This window comes from Desulfovibrio sp. ZJ746 (genome assembly GCF_011039155.1).
Classification (GTDB): domain Bacteria; phylum Desulfobacterota; class Desulfovibrionia; order Desulfovibrionales; family Desulfovibrionaceae; genus Desulfovibrio.
This window is the reverse complement of the sequence record NZ_JAAKEK010000001.1, coordinates 13,828-29,593: the sequence shown is the minus strand read 5'-3', so window position 1 is coordinate 29,593 and position 15,766 is coordinate 13,828. Positions and strand designations below refer to the sequence as shown.

The following is a 15,766-nucleotide window of genomic DNA, read 5'->3' as shown; positions in this document are numbered from 1 at the left end:
GATGTCACATTCCGCATGGCTTATCCGGCCCCCGGCCGAACAGCAGACGCAAGCCCCGGCAAGCGGCGCCGCATCTGGCCCCATATCCGGCAAGAAGGCCCAGGCGAGCCCCGACAAGGCCCGCTTCGCCGCGCTCATGGCCGGGGAAAAGGACGCCGCGCAGGCCCAGGCCGCCAGCCAGAATGCTGCCGGCAAGGCTGCCGCCGCCCAAAACACTGCCGCCCAGAAGGCTGCCGGCAACGCCGCGCGCTCCGCGCAGTTCCAGCCGCAGGTGGCGCGCCTGCCCGAGGACAACACCACCCTCCCCCTGCGCAACACCGTGCTCGCCGGGCGCAGCCCGAGCGACCTTTTGCGCGCGCAGAATTTCACCAAGGCCCAGGCCGACATCGCCCAGACGCGCGCCATGGACGGCCTCATGCAGGGGCTTTCCGGCGGAAGCGCGCTGGACATGGCCCGCAACATGGGCGCGGCCCGGCAACTGCGCTCGCTCACCCGCGCGGCGGCCAACAATGGCCGCGGTTTCGCCCTCACCTCCGCCGACTTCATCCACACCCGCAACGTGACGCGGCCCGATGGCGCGGCCGGGGCGCAGGGCGTGAAGCGCGGCCGCAAGAGCGCGGCCGCCGCCGAAACCGGCATGGGGCGCCTCTCGGCGCGCTTCGAGTCCGGCGGGGACGGCATCGCGGCCATCGGCTACGACCGCACGGGCGGCACCTCCTACGGCAAGTACCAGATCGCCTCGCGCGTGGGCAGCATGAAGAGCTTTCTCAACTTCCTTGACGGCGAGGCGCCGGACATCGCCCAGCGCCTGCGCAAGGCCGGCCCGGCCGACACCGGCAGCCGCAAGGGCGGCATGCCCGACGCCTGGCGCGCCATTGCCGCCGAGCAGCCCGAGCGCTTCGAGGAACTCCAGGAATCCTTTATCCGCGAAAGCCACTACCGGCCGGCGCTCGAGGCCATCGTCAAGCGCACCGGCCTTGAGGCCGACAGCCTCTCGCCCGCCATGCGCGAAGTCATCTGGAGCACGGCCGTGCAGCACGGGCCCGCGGGCGCCGCGCGCATCTTCGACCGCGCCGACGACGTGAGCGGCAAGCCCGAGGACGCCGGCTACGAGCGCAAGCTCATCAGCAATGTCTACCAGATCCGCGCCGGGCAGTTCGGCTCCTCCACCGCGCAGGTGCAGCAGGCCGTGCGCAACCGCTTCCGCCAGGAGCGGGAGCTCGCCCTGAACATGCTCGACGGCGGCTCGGAACGCGCGAGCCTCGCCTGAGCGCGGCCAGCGGGTTTGACGCATGGGCGTTGACGTTCTCGTCTGCAACCTGACGCGCTTCGGGGATCTTCTGCAAAGCCAGCCCCTCATGAGCGCCCTTCATTCGGCCGGCCACCGGGTCGGCCTGCTGTGCCTGGAAAATTTCGCGCCCGCCACGCCGCTGCTCAGGGATGTGGACGCCGTGTGGACCTTGCCGGGCGCGCGCCTCATGGCCGGCCTCGACCGCTCCTGGCAGGCGGCCGCGGGGGACCTGCTCGGTTTCGCGCGCACGGTGCGCGAGGAGGCCGGCGCCCCCCGCGTGCTCAACCTGACGCCCACCCTGCCCGCGCGCCTTTTGACGCGCCTCCTCGCAGCACGCCCGGAAGACACGCTGGGCTTCGGGCTGGACGCCGAGGGCTTCGGCGTGAACCACGGCCTCTGGGCCACCTTCCTTGGCGTGGCCACGCGCCAGCGCCTCAACGCACCTTTTAATGTTGTGGACATGTTCCGCATGACCGGCCAGCCCCTGCTGCGGGGCGCGGCCCCTGCGGGGAGCCCCTTTTCCCTGCGCGAACCCGCGCCGGAGGCTCTTGCCTGGGCCGACAGCTTCCTTGCCGCGGCGGGCGACACGCCGTCCGGGGGGCATGTGGCCTTCCAGCTCGGCGCCAGCGAGGCGCGGCGCCAGTGGCCGGCGGAACGCTTCGCGGCCCTCGGGGACATCCTCTGGCGCGAGGCCGGCATCCGGCCCCTGCTCTTGGGCTCGGCCGCGGAGGCGCCGCTGGCCGAGGCCTATGCCCGGGCGGCAAAGCACCCCTTCGCCAATGCCGTGGGCGCCACGGACATCCCGAAGCTGGCCGCGCTGCTTCGGCGCTCGCGCCTGCTCGTCACCAATGACACGGGCACCATGCACCTCGCCGCCGGCCTCGGCGTGCGCTCCCTGGCCTTCTTTTTCGCCACGGCCCAGCCCTGGGACACCGGGCCCTATCTCGACGACTGCTGCTGCCTCGAGCCGGCGCTTGCCTGCCATCCCTGCGCCTTCGGCCGCGCCTGCACCGAGGGCGAACGCTGCCGCAGCCTCCCAGAGGCCGGCCCGGTGGCGCGGCTCGCCCTCGGCTACCTCATTTCGGGCAGTTGGGAGGCAGGCCTTTCAGCGGAACTTTGCGCGCAGGTGCGCGTCTGGCAAACGGGTTTTGACGCGGACGGTTTCGCCACCGTGCGTTCCCTTTCCGGCCACGGGGAGGAAGCACGCAGCCTGTGGCTTTCGGAATTGCGCGGCTTCTGGCGTCAGCTTCTTGACGATCTCGGCCGCGTCGAAGTCGCCCCTCAGGCCGGAACAGTCGCCACAACGCCGCCCCCGGTCGTAGCCTTGGCCGACGCGCCGCAGGCCGCCGCCGTATTGACGCAGGGCGCGGCCCTGCTGGACGCCCTCACGGCCGCCGGCGCCCTCGCGGGCAAGAGCCCGCAGGCCGGGCAACTTTTTCTCCGCAACTGCGAGCGCCTCCAGCAGGTGCTGGACGGCTGCAGGCCGCTCGCCTCCCTCGGGGCTTTCTGGCGCGAGCTTCGTGAGACGCGCGGCGGCGCCATGGACGAGCTTCTGCCTTCGCTCGCCATCCTCGGCCGCCATATGCGCGCCTTCGCGGGGCGGCTCGGGGTGACGGGCGCGTGAGACATCTTTCTGGCATGGCTATTGCATTTTTCAGGACACGCCGTAGGGCGCAAGCAAATACTTCCCTGTGGGGACGAGGAGGGACATATGATCATCGTTGACGGCTGCCGGAGCGAACAGCACATTTCCAATTTTGCCAATCTCGAGGAAGTGCTCGCCAATGTGATGGACGACGAGAAAATGGACGGTCGCATCGTGACCGACGTTTTCGTCAACAACGAGAGCTTTTCTGAAATCTATCCGCACCAGGCCGAGGACATGAGCTGCGATGCCATCACCTCGGTGGAGGTGCGCTCGCAGCCCGCCGCCGATCTCGCGGTGGAGATGTCCGGCGAGCTCGGCAAGGTGGCGCGCATGCTCGAGAGCGGCGCGCGCAACGTGGCGCGCCTGTTCCGCGAGGCGCAGGACGCCGACGCCCTGGAACTGCTCCAGGACGAGCTGGACGTGACCCGCGACTTCATGGGCATGGTGACGCACCTGCGCGACCGCTATCTCGGCGGCGTGGACGAGGAGTTCCTGGCGCGGGGCGAGAAACTCTCGAGCCTCATCTCGGAGATGAGCGAAGTCATGGAGAGCGAGGACTGGGTGCTCCTGGCCGACCTTTTGGAATTTGAATTCGCGCCCCTCTGCGAGGAATGGCGCGTGGCCGGCGAGACCATCCACCGCCAGTTGGCCGGCCTCAGGCAGCAGTAGGCCGCGGGAGGTTTGTATGTGCCAGGGCATTGCCTTGCTCGACGAGGCGCTGGTGCTCGCCCGCCAGGAGCGCGCCGCGCTGGAGAATGCCAACTATGAGGAAGCCATCGAGCTCGCCGGGCGGCGCGGCGAGCTCACGGACATGGCCTGGAGCATGCTCGACGAGGCCTCGGCCGGGGAATACCGCAGCCGTCTCGCCGAGCAGGCCCGGCTCCAGGAAGAGCTCACCGGCATGGCCGGCCGCGCGCGCGACGAAGTGCGCCGCAGCCTGAACCACTCCCGGCAGGAGCAGCGCCGGATGCGCGGCTACCATCAGTCGGTGGGCTATGCCCTGCAATGAGCCCCAAGTTTGACCGCGAGGGAAGCAGAACGCCCGTCATCCGTGAGGATGGCGGGCGTTTTTTCGTGCTGGCGATTTTTCCCTCAGCAGTGCCGGGCGGCCTTCCCGGCCCGGATGGCCTGCCGCACCTCGGCCACGGCCGCGCCGATATCTTTCGCGCCCACGAGCGCGGACACGAGGGCGCAGCAATCCGCGCCATGGGCCGCCACGTCGGCGGCATTCCACGCCTTGATGCCGCCGATGGCCACAAAGGGCAGGCGCATGTTCCCGGCCACCCAGTCGAGATAGGCGAAGCCCACGGGCGCCACCACGTCTTCCTTGGTCTGCGTGGCGAAGATGGGCCCCACGCCGATATAATCCGCCCCGGCCGCAAGCGCGGCCCGCGCCTGTTCCGGCGAGTGGGTGGAGAGGCCGATAATCATCTCCGGCCCCACCAGCCGGCGCACCTCGGGCACGGGCAGGTCATCCTGTCCCACGTGCACCCCGTCCGCGTCCACGAGCATGGCGATGTCCACATGGTCGTTGACGATGAAGCAGGCCCCGGCCTCGCGGGTCATGCGCCGAAGCGCGCGGCATTCCTCCAGCATGGCGCCCGCCGCAAGCCGCTTTTCCCGGTACTGGAGGAGGCGTACGCCCGCGTCGAGCAGGGCGCGGGCCACCTCGGCCACCGGGCGCCCGAGGGAGAGGCGGCTGTCCGTCAGGGCGTAGATGTCGGTCTCGCCGGGCAGGATGCGTGGCATGGCTTTCCCCTGTTACGCGGTCTTGGCGGCCTCGTGGGCCTTCTTCACGCGCTTGCGCTTGCCCAAATTGGTCACGGCCATGCCGATGACGATGACCACCATGGCCGCGCACTGCGTCCAGTGCAGCTCCTCGATGCCGATGATGACGCAGGCGATGGCCGCGCACACGGGGAGGAGGTACTGGTAGAGCGAGACGAGCTCGGAGCCGATCTTCTTGATGGCCGGCTGCACGAGGAAATACGCGATGAAGGTGGGGCAGAAGAGGATGAAGCCGATCCAGATCCAGGGCCGGGCGGTCTCGGCGTGGACGATGGGCATGTCCTGCATGCCGGGCAGGAGGCACAGCCCCGGGATGGCCGCGAACAGGAAGACCCAGCGCAGGAGCGAGAGCGGCCTGTAGGTGTGGGTCGGCTTCTCCAGGATGACGAGGTAGAAGGCGTAGCAAATGGTGGAGGCGACGGCGATGGCGTTGCCGAGCAGGATGTTGGAGCCGGACTGGGTGTGGCTCGCCCCGGTCACGATGACGATGACCGCGCCAGCGAAGGAGATGACGAGGCCCAGGTACTCGGCGAGCGAAGGCCGCTGGTGCATGAAGATCACTTCCATGAGCACCACGAACATGGGCGGCAGGGTCATGATGATGGAAATGTCGATGGCGTTGCCGTACTTGAGCGAGGTCACGAAGAGGAAGATGAAGAGGAACAGGCCCACGGCGCCGCCGAGGATGATCTTGAGCCAGTCGCCCTTCTGGATGGGCTCGCACTTGAAGAAGATCGAAGCCAGCCAGAAGAGGATGCAGCCGCCGACGAGGCGCACGGCCGAGACGCCGTCGGCAGTCATCCATTCCGGGATGAGCACCTTGGTGGCGGGCACGTTGATGCCCCAGAAGATGGTCGCCAGGAGGATGCAGCCGTTGCCGAGGAGAAAGTTGCCCACGCCGCCTTTTCCGGGAGTTGCCGCCATGAGGATGTCCTGTCCGTGCTAAAGAAGGTGAAAGGTTTTCCGTCCGCGGGGCGCCCGCGGCCGTCAGCAAAAGAAATGCTTAATGCCCGGAAAAGTCCAGCACATTGTTGAGCGGCGCCGTGCGGGACGTGAAGCGCCCCTCGGCGAAGAGGTGGCGCGTGAGCCGCCAGGCCTCGAGGTCGAGCACGTCGAGCTTGCCCTGCTGGGCCGGCCGAAGCCGCGCGGCGATGGCCTCCAGCACGTCCTCCACCGGGAAATACAGCCCCTCGAAGGAGATGCGCACAAGGTCGCCCTCGCGCAGCACAGCTTCGCCGTCCCCGGCGGGCACGCGGCCCGCGCAGGCCTGGGCCAGCGCCTCGCGGTCGGCCTCCTCCGCCGGGAAAAGATTGCCGTAGACCTTGAGCAACACGGGCTGGCTCATGGCGTGGCACCCGCTTCGTCCGCGCTTGCGGCGTCCCCGCGGCAATGCCCGCGCGCCCGGGCCGCGGCCAGCCCCTCGCAGTCGCCCAGGGCGCAGGCCGCGGCAAAATCCTCGCACATACCGGCCACATGGCGGCGCATGAGGCGCACGGCCCCCCGCGCGCGCAGGCGGCGCGCCCGTTCCGCCCCCTGTGCGCCGCTCTCTGGGGAAATAGTCCCCAGGGCGGCATCAAGGTCGGCCTCGGCCAGCGCCGGTTGCCCGAGCCGCCAGTGCCCGAGGCCGCGCACATAGCGCGCCCGGGCCTCCAGCCGCGCGTCCGCGGGGTGCGCGCGCCCGGCGAGGAGCCCGAGGGCTTCCCCGGCGGCGCCCACCGCCGCCTGCGGCAGGTCGCCCTGAAGGCGCGCCTCGGCCAGCAGGAGCCACAGGGCCGCATTGTCCGGCGCGCCCCTGACGGCGAGCTCCAGCGCGGGGAGCGCCCCGGGCGCGCACATCCAGCCGCCCGCTGCCGGCTGCGCGGCCATGGCGCCGCGCCAGAGCGCCTCCAGGCGCAGGGAAGCCGCGTCGAGCCCGGAGGCCTGTTGGCGCGCTTCGGCAAGCGTGGCCGGCCACGACCGCTGCACGGCGAGCAGGGTCGATTCCATGTCGAGCAGGAGCGCCCTGAGCAGCGCGAGCAGTTCGCCCTCGCGCAGGGCGCCGGCAAGGGCCTGCGGCATGTCGGGCGCGGGCACAAGGCGCACGGCCACGGCCAGTTCCGGCGAATCGTCGGGCGTGAGGTGGCCGATGCTGTGCAGCCGCGCGCTGAGCGCGAGCAGGCCGCCGCGGTCGGCAAGGCCCGCATCGGCAAGAGCCCGGCGCGCCCCGGCCTCAAGCGCGGGCGAGGCCGTGATGAGGGCGCTCATCCACGCCGCGCCCCGGGCCCAGCGGTAGGACAGCGGCACGAGGAGCGGAAAGGGGCGGTCCATCACCTCGGTCACGGCGCAGGGCCCCGGCGATGCGCCCGCAGCCGTCGCCCCGGCCAGCGCGGGGCACGGGCCCCCGCCGAGCAGGCAGAAGATCGCCCCGCACAGGGCCCAGAAGCGCCACGGCCCGGGCGCCGCGCTTGCGGGCGTGAGCCCCACGGCCTAGTTCTTCTTGGCGTCGATGGTCTGCACGATCTTCTGGGCCATGGGCTTCACGAGGTCGCGCAGGGTGTCGAGCAAAAGGTTGTCCGCCGTGGAGCCCGAGGGCAGCCCGCTGCGGCTCTGGCTCGCGTTGGTGGACTCGCTCCAGAGGCGCCCCTTGCGGTTGGCGAGCGCGCACTTGACCCGCATCTGGGAGGAGATCTCCATGGAGGAATTCTCCTTGAGCCACACCTCGTCCACCTGGCCGGTGACGAGATAGTCGGGGTTGCCGCTTCGGGCCTGGTTCACATTGGCGGCGAACGTCACCTGGAACCCGCTGCGGGCGAGCTCGTCGGCCAGCGCCCGGCTGATCCACTCGGCCACGTCGCCGCTGGTCGTAAAGGCGCTGCCGTCGCGGCGCACGCCGATGGACGCGGTGTCCACGCGCTTGTCCTCAAAATTCACCACGCTCACGCTGGGCGCGTTGGGAGCGGGCAGGACCGAGGCGTCCAGCGGCGGGGGTGGCAGGAGGCGCACGGTATTGCTCGGCCCGCAGGCCGAAAGCAGGAAAACCGCCCCAAGGAGGGCAAGCAGGACGACGGGCATTGAGCGGCGGTGTTGCATGGCTGCCTCACGGGATGTGGAGTTGATTCTAGAATCTGTTTAGAGATACACGCAACGGCCGCATCTTGCAAGGCGCTGGCCGCCATGCTACCTACGGGGCGGCGCCCGGCGTGCGGGCGGCCGAACAGATCCCGGGCACACATGGGGAGCAGGCGATGATCGATCTCAAGCTGGCGCAAAAGCAGCCGGAAGTGGTGGAAAAAGCGCTCAAGGAGCGCCATTCCAAGCTCGACATGCGGGAATTTCGCGCCCTTGACGAGCGGCGCCGCGCCCTCCTCGCCGAGGTGGAGGGCCTGAAGAGCCAGCGCAACACGGCCTCGGACGAGGTGGCCGCCATCAAGCGCGCCGGTGGCGACGCCAGCGACCGCTTCGCCGAGCTCGGCGAGCTTTCCGAGCGCATCAAGAAGCTCGACGCCGAAGTGGCCGGGGTCAAGGCCGGGGAGGAGGCCTGGCTGCTCTCCGTGCCCAACTTGCCGGATTCCTCGGTGCCGCAGGGCGCGGATGAAAAGGAGAATGTGGAAGTCGCGCGGTGGGGCACGCCGCGCAGCTTTGACTTCACCCCCGAGGAGCACGGCGAGCTCGGCACGCGCCTCGGCGGGCTCGACTTCGCCCGCGCGGCGAAGCTCACGGGCAGCCGCTTCGTGGTGGAGCGCGCCTGGGCCGCGCGCCTCGACCGGGCGCTGGCCAACTTCTTCCTCGACCAGCACACGAAACACGAGGGCTATATCGAGATCTCGCCGCCCTACATGGTCAACCGCGTGACCATGACCGGCACCGGGCAGCTCCCCAAGTTCGAGGAAGACCTCTTCAAGGTGCGCGACTGGGACTATTACCTCATCCCCACCGCCGAAGTGCCGCTCACCAACCTGCACGCCGGCGAGACGCTGGACGAGGCGGAGCTTCCGCTCGCCTACTGCGCGGCCACGCCCTGCTTCCGCTCCGAGGCGGGCAGCGCCGGCAAGGATACGCGCGGCATGATCCGCATGCACCAGTTCACCAAGGTGGAGATGGTCCGCTTCGCCCACCCGGACGACAGCATGGCCCAGCTCGAGCTCATGACCGGCCATGCGCGGCACCTGCTGGAGCTTCTGGAACTGCCCTACCGCGTCATCACCCTCTGCACGGGCGACCTCGGCTTCAGCGCCGCCAAGACCTATGACGTGGAGGTCTGGCTGCCCTCGCAGAACACCTACCGCGAGATCTCCTCCTGCTCCAACTGCACGGATTTCCAGGCGCGGCGCGCCAATATCCGCTTCAAACCCAAGGGCGGCAAGGCCGCGTGGGTGCACACGCTCAACGGCTCGGGGCTCCCCACCGGGCGCACCATGGCGGCAATCCTCGAAAACGGCCAGCAGAAGGACGGCAGCGTGGTGCTGCCCAAGGTGCTCGTGCCCTACATGGACGGCGTGGAGGTCATCGAGCCCGTGCGCTGAGCGCCCGGAGGGGCGCCCCTAGCGCTCCACGGCGAAGATGTTGCGGTAGATGAGGCCCGAGTCCGGCTCCGTGACCTCAAGGATGACCTGCGCGTTGACAAGGCTGTACTGGTCGGGCACGCGGGCCACCATGACCGCGCGCTTGAAGCGGCTGATGCGGAAATTGCCCACGTCTTCGGGGTCGAAGGCGAGCGGGCACTTCTGGCCGGATGCCGTCACGAGGGTGGCGGAAACCGTGCCGGCGAGGAGTTTCTGGGTCTCCGTGTTGCGCAGGTCGAGGCCGATGCGCAGGCCGTTGCCCCGAAGCGCCCGCGCCTGCACATTGGCCACTTTCACGCGGCCCGTATCCACTTCGGGGAAGTCCTCGTGCCCCGGGCCTTCGCCCAGCGGCGATGAGGCGGCCGCGGCCTGGGCGGATTCGGCGGTCGCCCCCTCCTGCGCCTGGGCGGAGTCGCCGCCCGCGCGCGCAAGGCGCCTGAGCAGGAGCTCCCGGCCCTGCACGCCCTCCTCGCGCAGCAACTCCTCAAAATTCTGCAAACGCTCGGCCGTGGCCTGGGCCATCTGGCAGTCCATCTCGAAGCGCTGCATGTTGGCGCGCAGGCTGGCGTTTTCCTGCCAGAGCTGCCAGCACTGCCACGCCAGCACGGCGCAGACCACGGGCATGCAGCCAAAAAAAATGACGAGCGCGAAAAAGCTGCTCCGCCTCAAGCGGAAGCTGCGGCGCGGGCCATTGTCGCGCATGAGGATGATGCCAAGCTGCTCGTGGTAGCGCACGGCCTACCTCGCCGGGGCCTCGGGGGCCCAGTCCTCGCGCTGGATGCGCCAGTCCTTGCCGTCATAGCGCAAAAGCAGCGTCTTCACGCCGCGGTCGCTGCGGCCGGCGCTGTCCGCATAGGCCTGAGTCATGTCCGCGCGGATGCCGCGCCTGTCCATGGCGAGGCGCAGGCCCGAAAGATTGACCATGGTCGGCTTGACGCGGCCCCAGAGGCCTTCCTTCTGGCTGCGGATGGTGCGGCTGCCCGCGCGGCCCCCTTGCACGGCGTCCGGCGTGTAAAAAGCCATGTAATCGTCCACCCGGGCGCCTTCCCAGGCCTTGCGCCAGGCCTCCACGGCGCGGCTCACCTCGCCGCTCACGAGCTCCAGATAATCGGCCGCGAGCCCGTACTCGCCGGGCTTGAACTCCGAGCCCACGATGCGGAACTCGCCATCGGCGTCCTTGCGCCACCAGAGCGTCCGCAAGCCCTGCACCGCGCCCTCGGGGCCCACGACCATCTGCTCGCAGCGGCTCACGGCCACCGGGTAGTGGTATTCCAGCACGGGCTCGCGCTCCACCACGCGCATCCACGGCTGGCGGAACTCCCGCTGCAGGGCGCGCATGGCGCTGTCATAGGAAGGCCCGCGCGGCACGCCCAGCGCATGCGGCAGGCGGTTATATTCCTTGCGGTCGTAAAAATCGGCGATGTCGGCGGAGCGCTCGGCGAAGGCCTTGTTCCAGGCGCGCACGTCCCGGGCGAGCGCGGCCTTGTCCTCGGCGGTGAAGGCTTGCGGCGCCGCCTCCTGCGCGGGCGCCGCTTCCGGGACCGGGGCGGCTTGTGGGGCCGGGGTCACGGCCTGGGGGGGTGCGGCAGCGGGCGCAGGCTCCTGCGGCGGGGTCGCGGGCGTCTCGGCAGGCCCGGGCGCCGGAACGGCCGGGGGCGCCTCCGCGCCGGGCGCGCCCTGGCGCGCGTCCATGCTCCTGCCGCTGCCCCAGGTGATCTCCGCCGGCGGCGCCACGGGCGTTTTGCGCGGCACGAGCGGGTCGCTGATGGCGACGAGCTGCCCCGCATCAGCCGACGCGGCAGCCGCCGCGATGGCCGGGCCGGCCTTGGGCTGCTGTTCCGCGCCGGCCGCAACGGGTTTTGCCGGAGCGGCCACGGCGCCGACGGCCGGGGCCTCGGGCATGTCGAGCCTGGGGGCCACGGGCATTTCCGGGTCCGCGCCACCGGCGTCCGTGCGCACGTTGCGCGGCGCCTCGGCCACGAGCCGCCCCTGCTTGAAATCCGCCTGCATGCCCACGTCGCGCGGCGTCCACTCCATGCCCACGATGCGGAACTTGCCGTCGCCGCCCTTTTGCCAGTAGAGGCGCCGGATACCCTCGGTGGAAAGGTTGGAGGCGGTGTAGAACTGCTCCGACCACGTGACCCAGTAGCCGGGGCCTTCGAGGGCGTGGATCTCGCGGTTGTAGATCTTGATGAAGCTCAGGATCTTGAAGAGCCGTTCCTTGTTGCGGCGGAAGGCGCCGAAATCCTCGGTGGCGCGGGAATAGGCAGGGGCGTCGTAAAAATCGAAGAGCGCGTCGGAGCGCGAGGCCCAGGCGTCGCTCCAGTCGCGCATAAGGCCGCGAAGCTCCGCGGCCGTGCCGTCGTCCGGCGCGGGCTGGCGGGCGGCGTCGAACTCCTCGGCGAGCACCACGGCCGTGCCCGGCGTGAGCAGGGGGCCCACTTCGGCGATGTCCTTGAGGCCGATGGCCACGCAGCCCTTGGTGGGCACGAGGTCGAAGCCCTTGCTGTGGATCCAGATGCCGTGGCCGGTCTTGCCGCGCAGGCGGTCCACCGGGTTCGGGTAGTTCAGGGTATAGGCGATGCCGCCGTATTCGCGGAAGTCGAGGCCGCCCGCGATCTTGTATTCCACAAAGTACACGCCCTCGGGCGTCTTCAGGTCGTTCACCTGCTGCTTGTCGCCGTCAAGCTGGCCCGTCACGCAGGGGTAGGAATAGCGGAGCTTGAGCGGGCTCTTTTTTTCAAAATAATGGAAGGTCTTGTGCTTCTTGTCCACGCCCACGAGCTTGGACGGCAGCCCCTCGTTGCGCAGGGTGGCCTGCCAGTTGTCGGCCAGCGCGGCCGGGGGCGCGGTCAGGGCGCCCCCGGAAAGGAGGCACGCCGCAAGTGCGCACGCCATGAGCATGCGCGCACGCGGCCCTCTGGCGCGTTCAGCGGGCAAGGTCGACGAGCTCCTTGCGGGTGAAGAGCGAGAGCAGGTTGTAGCCCGCCTCGGCGATGGCCTCGCGGCCGCCCTCCTCCCGGTCGAGGATGGCGCAGACGGCCGCGATCTCGAGGCCCGCGTCGCGCACGCGCTCACAGGCCTTGAGCAGGGAGCCGCCGGTCGTCACCACATCCTCGAGCATGGCGACGGCGTCGCCCGGCGCGAAATTGCCGAGCCCTTCCACGAACTGCCCGGTGCCGTGGCCCTTGGCCTCCTTGCGCACGATAAGCCCGTGCAACGGGCGGCCGCGCTCCCACGAGATGACCGTGGTGGCCGTGACCAAGGGGTCGGCGCCGAGGGTCATGCCGCCCACGCCGCGGATGGCGAGGTCGGAAAGAAGGTCGTTGAAGAGCGAGCCGATGAGCCACGAGCCCTCGGCCGAGAGCGCGGTGACGCGGCAATCGAAATAATAGTCGCTCCTGCGGCCCGAAGCGAGGACGAAATCCCCCTCCCGGTAGGATTTTTCCTTGAGGATGCGGGCGAGGCGGCGCTTTTGCTCCTGCTGCATGGGGCCTCCGCTAGTTTTCCGCGTCCGGGCCGAAGACGCGGGCGAAAATGGCGTCCTCGTGGCGCAGGTAATAGGCCGGGTCGAAAAGGCCGTCGAGCTCCGCGCCCAGGCGCCCGGCGATGGCCGCGTCCGCCTTCACGAGTTCCGGGAAGGGGCGGCGGCTCCGCCAGCTCTCCATGGCGAGGCGCTGCACGGCCTCGTACGCCTCCTGCCGGGGCATGCCCGTGGCAATGAGCGCGGTGAGCACCCGCTGCGAGAAATAGAGCCCGAAGGAGCGGTCCATATTTTCCCGCATGCGCTCCGGGTGCGTCACGAGGCCCGAAAGCACCCGGGTGAGGCGCGCCAGCGCGTAGTCGGTGATGATGGTGGAATCGGGCATGATGACGCGCTCCACCGAGGAATGGCTGATGTCGCGCTCGTGCCACAAGGCCTGGTCCTCCAGGGCGGCGAGGGCGTTGCCGCGCAAGAGGCGCGAGAGGCCGCAGAGATTTTCGGCCGAAATGGGGTTCTTCTTGTGTGGCATGGCCGAGGAGCCCTTCTGGCCCTTGCCGAAGCCCTCTTCCGCCTCCAGCACCTCGGTGCGCTGGAGGTGCCTGAGCTCCACGGCGAGGCGCTCGATGCCGCCGCCCAGGATGGCGAGCGCGCAGAAGAATTGCGAATAGCGGTCGCGCTGGACGATCTGGGTGGAGTGCGGGTCCACCCTGAGGCCTAGGCGCTCCAGGGCCAGCTTTTCCACCTCGGGCGTCACGAAGGCGTAGGTGCCCACCGCGCCGGAGAGCTTGCCCACGCGGATATTATCGAGCGCCTCGCGCACGCGGCGGCGATGGCGGGAAAATTCGGCGTAAAAGCCGGCCATCTTGAGCCCGAAACTGGTGGGCTCGGCGTGGATGCCATGGGTGCGGCCCATGCAGAGCACGCCTTTGTGCCGCCCGGCGAGGTCCTTGAGGGTGGCGAGCAGGGCGTCGATGTCCTCGAGGATGAGCGCCCCGGCCTGCTGGAGGAGCAGGGCATTGGCCGTATCCACGATGTCGGACGAGGTGCAGCCCAAGTGGATGAAGCGCGCCTCGGGGCCGACTTTCTCTTCCAGCGAGGTCAAAAAGGCGATGACATCATGCCGCGTCACTTCCTCGATGGCGAGGATGCGGTCAACGTCGATGTCCGCCTTCTCGCGGATGACGGCCACGGCCTCGGCCGGCACGCGGCCGAGCTCTGCCCAGGCCTCGCACACGGCGAGCTCCACGGCGAGCCATGCCCGGTAGCGGTTTTCCAGAGTCCAGATGCGGCCCATTTCCGGCCGGGTATAGCGTTCGATCATGCCTTCCTCGCGGGGCGGGTCACGCCTTCTTGGCGCCGTTGGCCGCGGCCTTGGCCTTGGCGGGCTTGGCGGCCTTTTCGGCCTTGGGCGCGGCTTCGGCCTTGGCGGGCTTGGCGTCCGCCTTGGCAAGGGCCTTCTCGCCCTGCTTGGCCGGCGTGGTGGGGGTGCTCGGGGCGGGCACGGCCGCGCCGCCGCCGCCGTCCTCGGTGATGCCCTTGCGGTAGCCGTAATCGCTCACATACCAGCCGTCGCCCTTGAGCACGAAGGACGTGCGCGAGATGATGCGCGGCGAGGGCGTGCCGCACTGGGGGCACGGTTCCTCCTTGTGCGATTCGGAGGCCTTGGCCCATTCCTCAAAGATGTTGCCGCACTTGGGGCATTGATATTCGTAAATCGGCATGGCGAAGAACTGCGGCCCGGCGGGGCGCCGGAAGCCGTCTCCCTTGAGGTTGCGCCGCCGGCCACGCTCGCGGCCCGCGGCCTGAAAAACGCACAGAACGCCGGGCACGCAAAAGCGCGCCGGCCGTCCTTCTTGACCACTGACGCAAAACCGCCGCCCTCCGCGGCGGAAAACCCGTGCCGCGCCCGCCCCGGGCTCACCCCTGAGCGGCGCGGACGCACTCAGGCCTTGAGGCCGCTGCGCGCTTCGCGGAAACGGAGCTTCATGCGCTCGGCGCGACGTTTGCGGCGGCGGTCCAGCTCTTTCTTGCGCTCGATCTTCTTGTGGGCCATGGGTCTTTTCTCCTCCAGAAATGATCTTCAGTGCCGCGCGCACTGCGTTCGCAGCAGAAGTGCTTATGAATAGGACATCCCCGCGGGAAAGTCCAGCCCGCGAGGCCGCATATCAGCGTGTTTCCGCGTCAAAAAAGCCGCTCACCTTCTCGCCCGTCACTACGCTGAAGGGCGTGAAGCCGTGCGCGGCCATGATTTCCTCAAGGGCTGCCGTGAGCCGCGCGGGCACGCGGCTGCACTGAAAGACCGGCGCAGGCTTGAGGCGCAGGCGGAATTCGCCGAAACCGGCCGCCGCCCCGAAGTCCGCCCTGTCGGCGGCGTCCAGCGCGCCAAGCTCGGCCTCAGCCCTGGCCACGCGCGCCAAAAGCGCCGCCGTGGGCTCCATGCCATAGGCGAGCCGCGTGAGCAGGCAGGGCCGCGCCGGCTGGTCAGGGCGGTCAAGGCCCGTGGCCCGCGCGAGCTCGCGGATATCCGCCTTGGCAAGCCCGGCCTCGGCCAGCGGCGAACGCACGCGGGCCTCGGCCACCGCCCGAAGCCCGGGCCGGAAGGCGCGCTGGTCGTCCAGATTCCCGCCGTCGCAGAGGACGAGTTCCTCCTCCCCGCAGGACACAAGCGCCGCGCGCATGCCGCCGAGGAGCGCCCGCTTGCAGGCATAGCAGCGCTCGCGGCTGTTGACCGCCACTTCCGGCAGGCCAAGCGGATCATGGACGAAGGTGATGAGCCTGAGCCCCCGCGCCCGCGCCCATTCCTGCGCGCCGACGCTTTCCTCCCCCGGCACGTGCGGCCCCGCGCCATGGATGAGCAGGAGGTCGCAACCGGCCCTTTGCGCCGCGTGGCAGAGAAAGCGGCTGTCGAGGCCGCCGGAAAAGGCCACGGCCATACGCGGGATTTGGGCAAGCACTTCGCCGAGGCGCGCGGCCTTCGCCTCGAGCCCCCCCGGCACGCAAGCCTCTGCCATGTG

Annotated in this window: 16 protein-coding genes; 5 read left to right on the top strand and 11 right to left on the bottom strand. The window is 69.7% G+C overall.

Going from position 1 to position 15,766, the window contains the following annotated elements; all coding sequences use genetic code 11:
• Window position 1 precedes the first annotated feature (1 nt).
• The 4 genes from G7Y54_RS00160 (at window position 2) to G7Y54_RS00145 (ending at window position 3,948) form a co-directional block, all read left to right on the top strand.
• Window positions 2-1,270, top strand: a complete 1,269-nt coding sequence (locus G7Y54_RS00160) for a hypothetical protein (RefSeq protein ID WP_165075094.1) — start codon at window positions 2-4, stop codon at window positions 1,268-1,270.
• Between the two features lie 22 nt (window positions 1,271-1,292).
• A complete protein-coding gene (locus tag G7Y54_RS00155; RefSeq protein WP_165075091.1) occupies window positions 1,293-2,915 on the top strand; it encodes a glycosyltransferase family 9 protein in 1,623 nt (540 codons plus the stop codon).
• Window positions 2,916-3,002: 87 nt separating this feature from the next.
• Complete coding sequence (locus tag G7Y54_RS00150; RefSeq protein ID WP_165075088.1) at window positions 3,003-3,608, top strand: hypothetical protein; 606 nt, start codon at window positions 3,003-3,005, stop codon at window positions 3,606-3,608.
• A gap of 16 nt (window positions 3,609-3,624) precedes the next feature.
• Window positions 3,625-3,948, top strand: a complete 324-nt coding sequence (locus tag G7Y54_RS00145; RefSeq protein WP_165075084.1) for a hypothetical protein — start codon at window positions 3,625-3,627, stop codon at window positions 3,946-3,948.
• Between the two features lie 83 nt (window positions 3,949-4,031).
• Here G7Y54_RS00145 and thiE read toward each other — a convergent pair whose 3' ends face one another.
• The 5 genes from thiE to G7Y54_RS00120 all read right to left on the bottom strand — a co-directional run bounded on the left by thiE (window position 4,032) and on the right by G7Y54_RS00120 (window position 7,796).
• A complete protein-coding gene (gene thiE, locus G7Y54_RS00140) occupies window positions 4,032-4,688 on the bottom strand; it encodes a thiamine phosphate synthase (RefSeq protein ID WP_165075081.1) in 657 nt (218 codons plus the stop codon).
• Window positions 4,689-4,700: 12 nt separating this feature from the next.
• Entirely contained in the window at window positions 4,701-5,651 is a 951-nt protein-coding gene (locus G7Y54_RS00135) for an EamA family transporter (protein WP_165075078.1), read from the bottom strand.
• Window positions 5,652-5,730: 79 nt separating this feature from the next.
• The gene (locus G7Y54_RS00130) at window positions 5,731-6,072 is read right to left on the bottom strand and encodes a hypothetical protein (protein WP_165075076.1); all 342 of its coding nucleotides are present in this window, start codon (window positions 6,070-6,072) and stop codon (window positions 5,731-5,733) included.
• Window positions 6,069-7,190: a translation initiation factor IF-2 gene (locus G7Y54_RS00125; protein WP_165075073.1), complete on the bottom strand. Its 1,122-nt coding sequence runs from the start codon at window positions 7,188-7,190 to the stop codon at window positions 6,069-6,071. Before G7Y54_RS00125 ends, G7Y54_RS00130 begins: the two co-directional genes overlap by 4 nt.
• Before the next feature lie 3 nt (window positions 7,191-7,193).
• The gene (locus G7Y54_RS00120; protein WP_165075071.1) at window positions 7,194-7,796 is read right to left on the bottom strand and encodes a hypothetical protein; all 603 of its coding nucleotides are present in this window, start codon (window positions 7,794-7,796) and stop codon (window positions 7,194-7,196) included.
• Window positions 7,797-7,951: 155 nt separating this feature from the next.
• On the opposite strand from G7Y54_RS00120, the gene serS reads away from it, so the two are divergent.
• The gene (gene serS, locus G7Y54_RS00115) at window positions 7,952-9,229 is read left to right on the top strand and encodes a serine--tRNA ligase (RefSeq protein ID WP_165075068.1); all 1,278 of its coding nucleotides are present in this window, start codon (window positions 7,952-7,954) and stop codon (window positions 9,227-9,229) included.
• 18 nt (window positions 9,230-9,247) lie between these two features.
• Here serS and G7Y54_RS00110 read toward each other — a convergent pair whose 3' ends face one another.
• From G7Y54_RS00110 to G7Y54_RS00085, 6 genes are all read right to left on the bottom strand, one after another.
• Window positions 9,248-10,003, bottom strand: a complete 756-nt coding sequence (locus G7Y54_RS00110) for a hypothetical protein (RefSeq protein ID WP_165075065.1) — start codon at window positions 10,001-10,003, stop codon at window positions 9,248-9,250.
• A 3-nt stretch (window positions 10,004-10,006) separates the two neighbouring features.
• Window positions 10,007-12,166 carry a L,D-transpeptidase family protein gene (locus G7Y54_RS00105; protein WP_241159309.1) on the bottom strand — a complete coding sequence of 720 codons (2,160 nt, stop codon included), beginning with the start codon at window positions 12,164-12,166 and terminating at the stop codon, window positions 10,007-10,009.
• Between the two features lie 31 nt (window positions 12,167-12,197).
• The gene (pyrE, locus tag G7Y54_RS00100; protein WP_165075059.1) at window positions 12,198-12,758 is read right to left on the bottom strand and encodes an orotate phosphoribosyltransferase; all 561 of its coding nucleotides are present in this window, start codon (window positions 12,756-12,758) and stop codon (window positions 12,198-12,200) included.
• A 10-nt stretch (window positions 12,759-12,768) separates the two neighbouring features.
• A complete protein-coding gene (purB, locus tag G7Y54_RS00095; RefSeq protein WP_165075056.1) occupies window positions 12,769-14,073 on the bottom strand; it encodes an adenylosuccinate lyase in 1,305 nt (434 codons plus the stop codon).
• 19 nt (window positions 14,074-14,092) lie between these two features.
• Window positions 14,093-14,581 (bottom strand): zinc ribbon domain-containing protein, encoded by a 489-nt coding sequence (locus tag G7Y54_RS00090; protein WP_241159308.1) that lies wholly within the window; start codon window positions 14,579-14,581, stop codon window positions 14,093-14,095.
• Window positions 14,582-14,917: 336 nt separating this feature from the next.
• Entirely contained in the window at window positions 14,918-15,763 is an 846-nt protein-coding gene (locus G7Y54_RS00085; RefSeq protein ID WP_241159307.1) for a PP-loop family protein, read from the bottom strand.
• Window positions 15,764-15,766 lie beyond the last annotated feature (3 nt).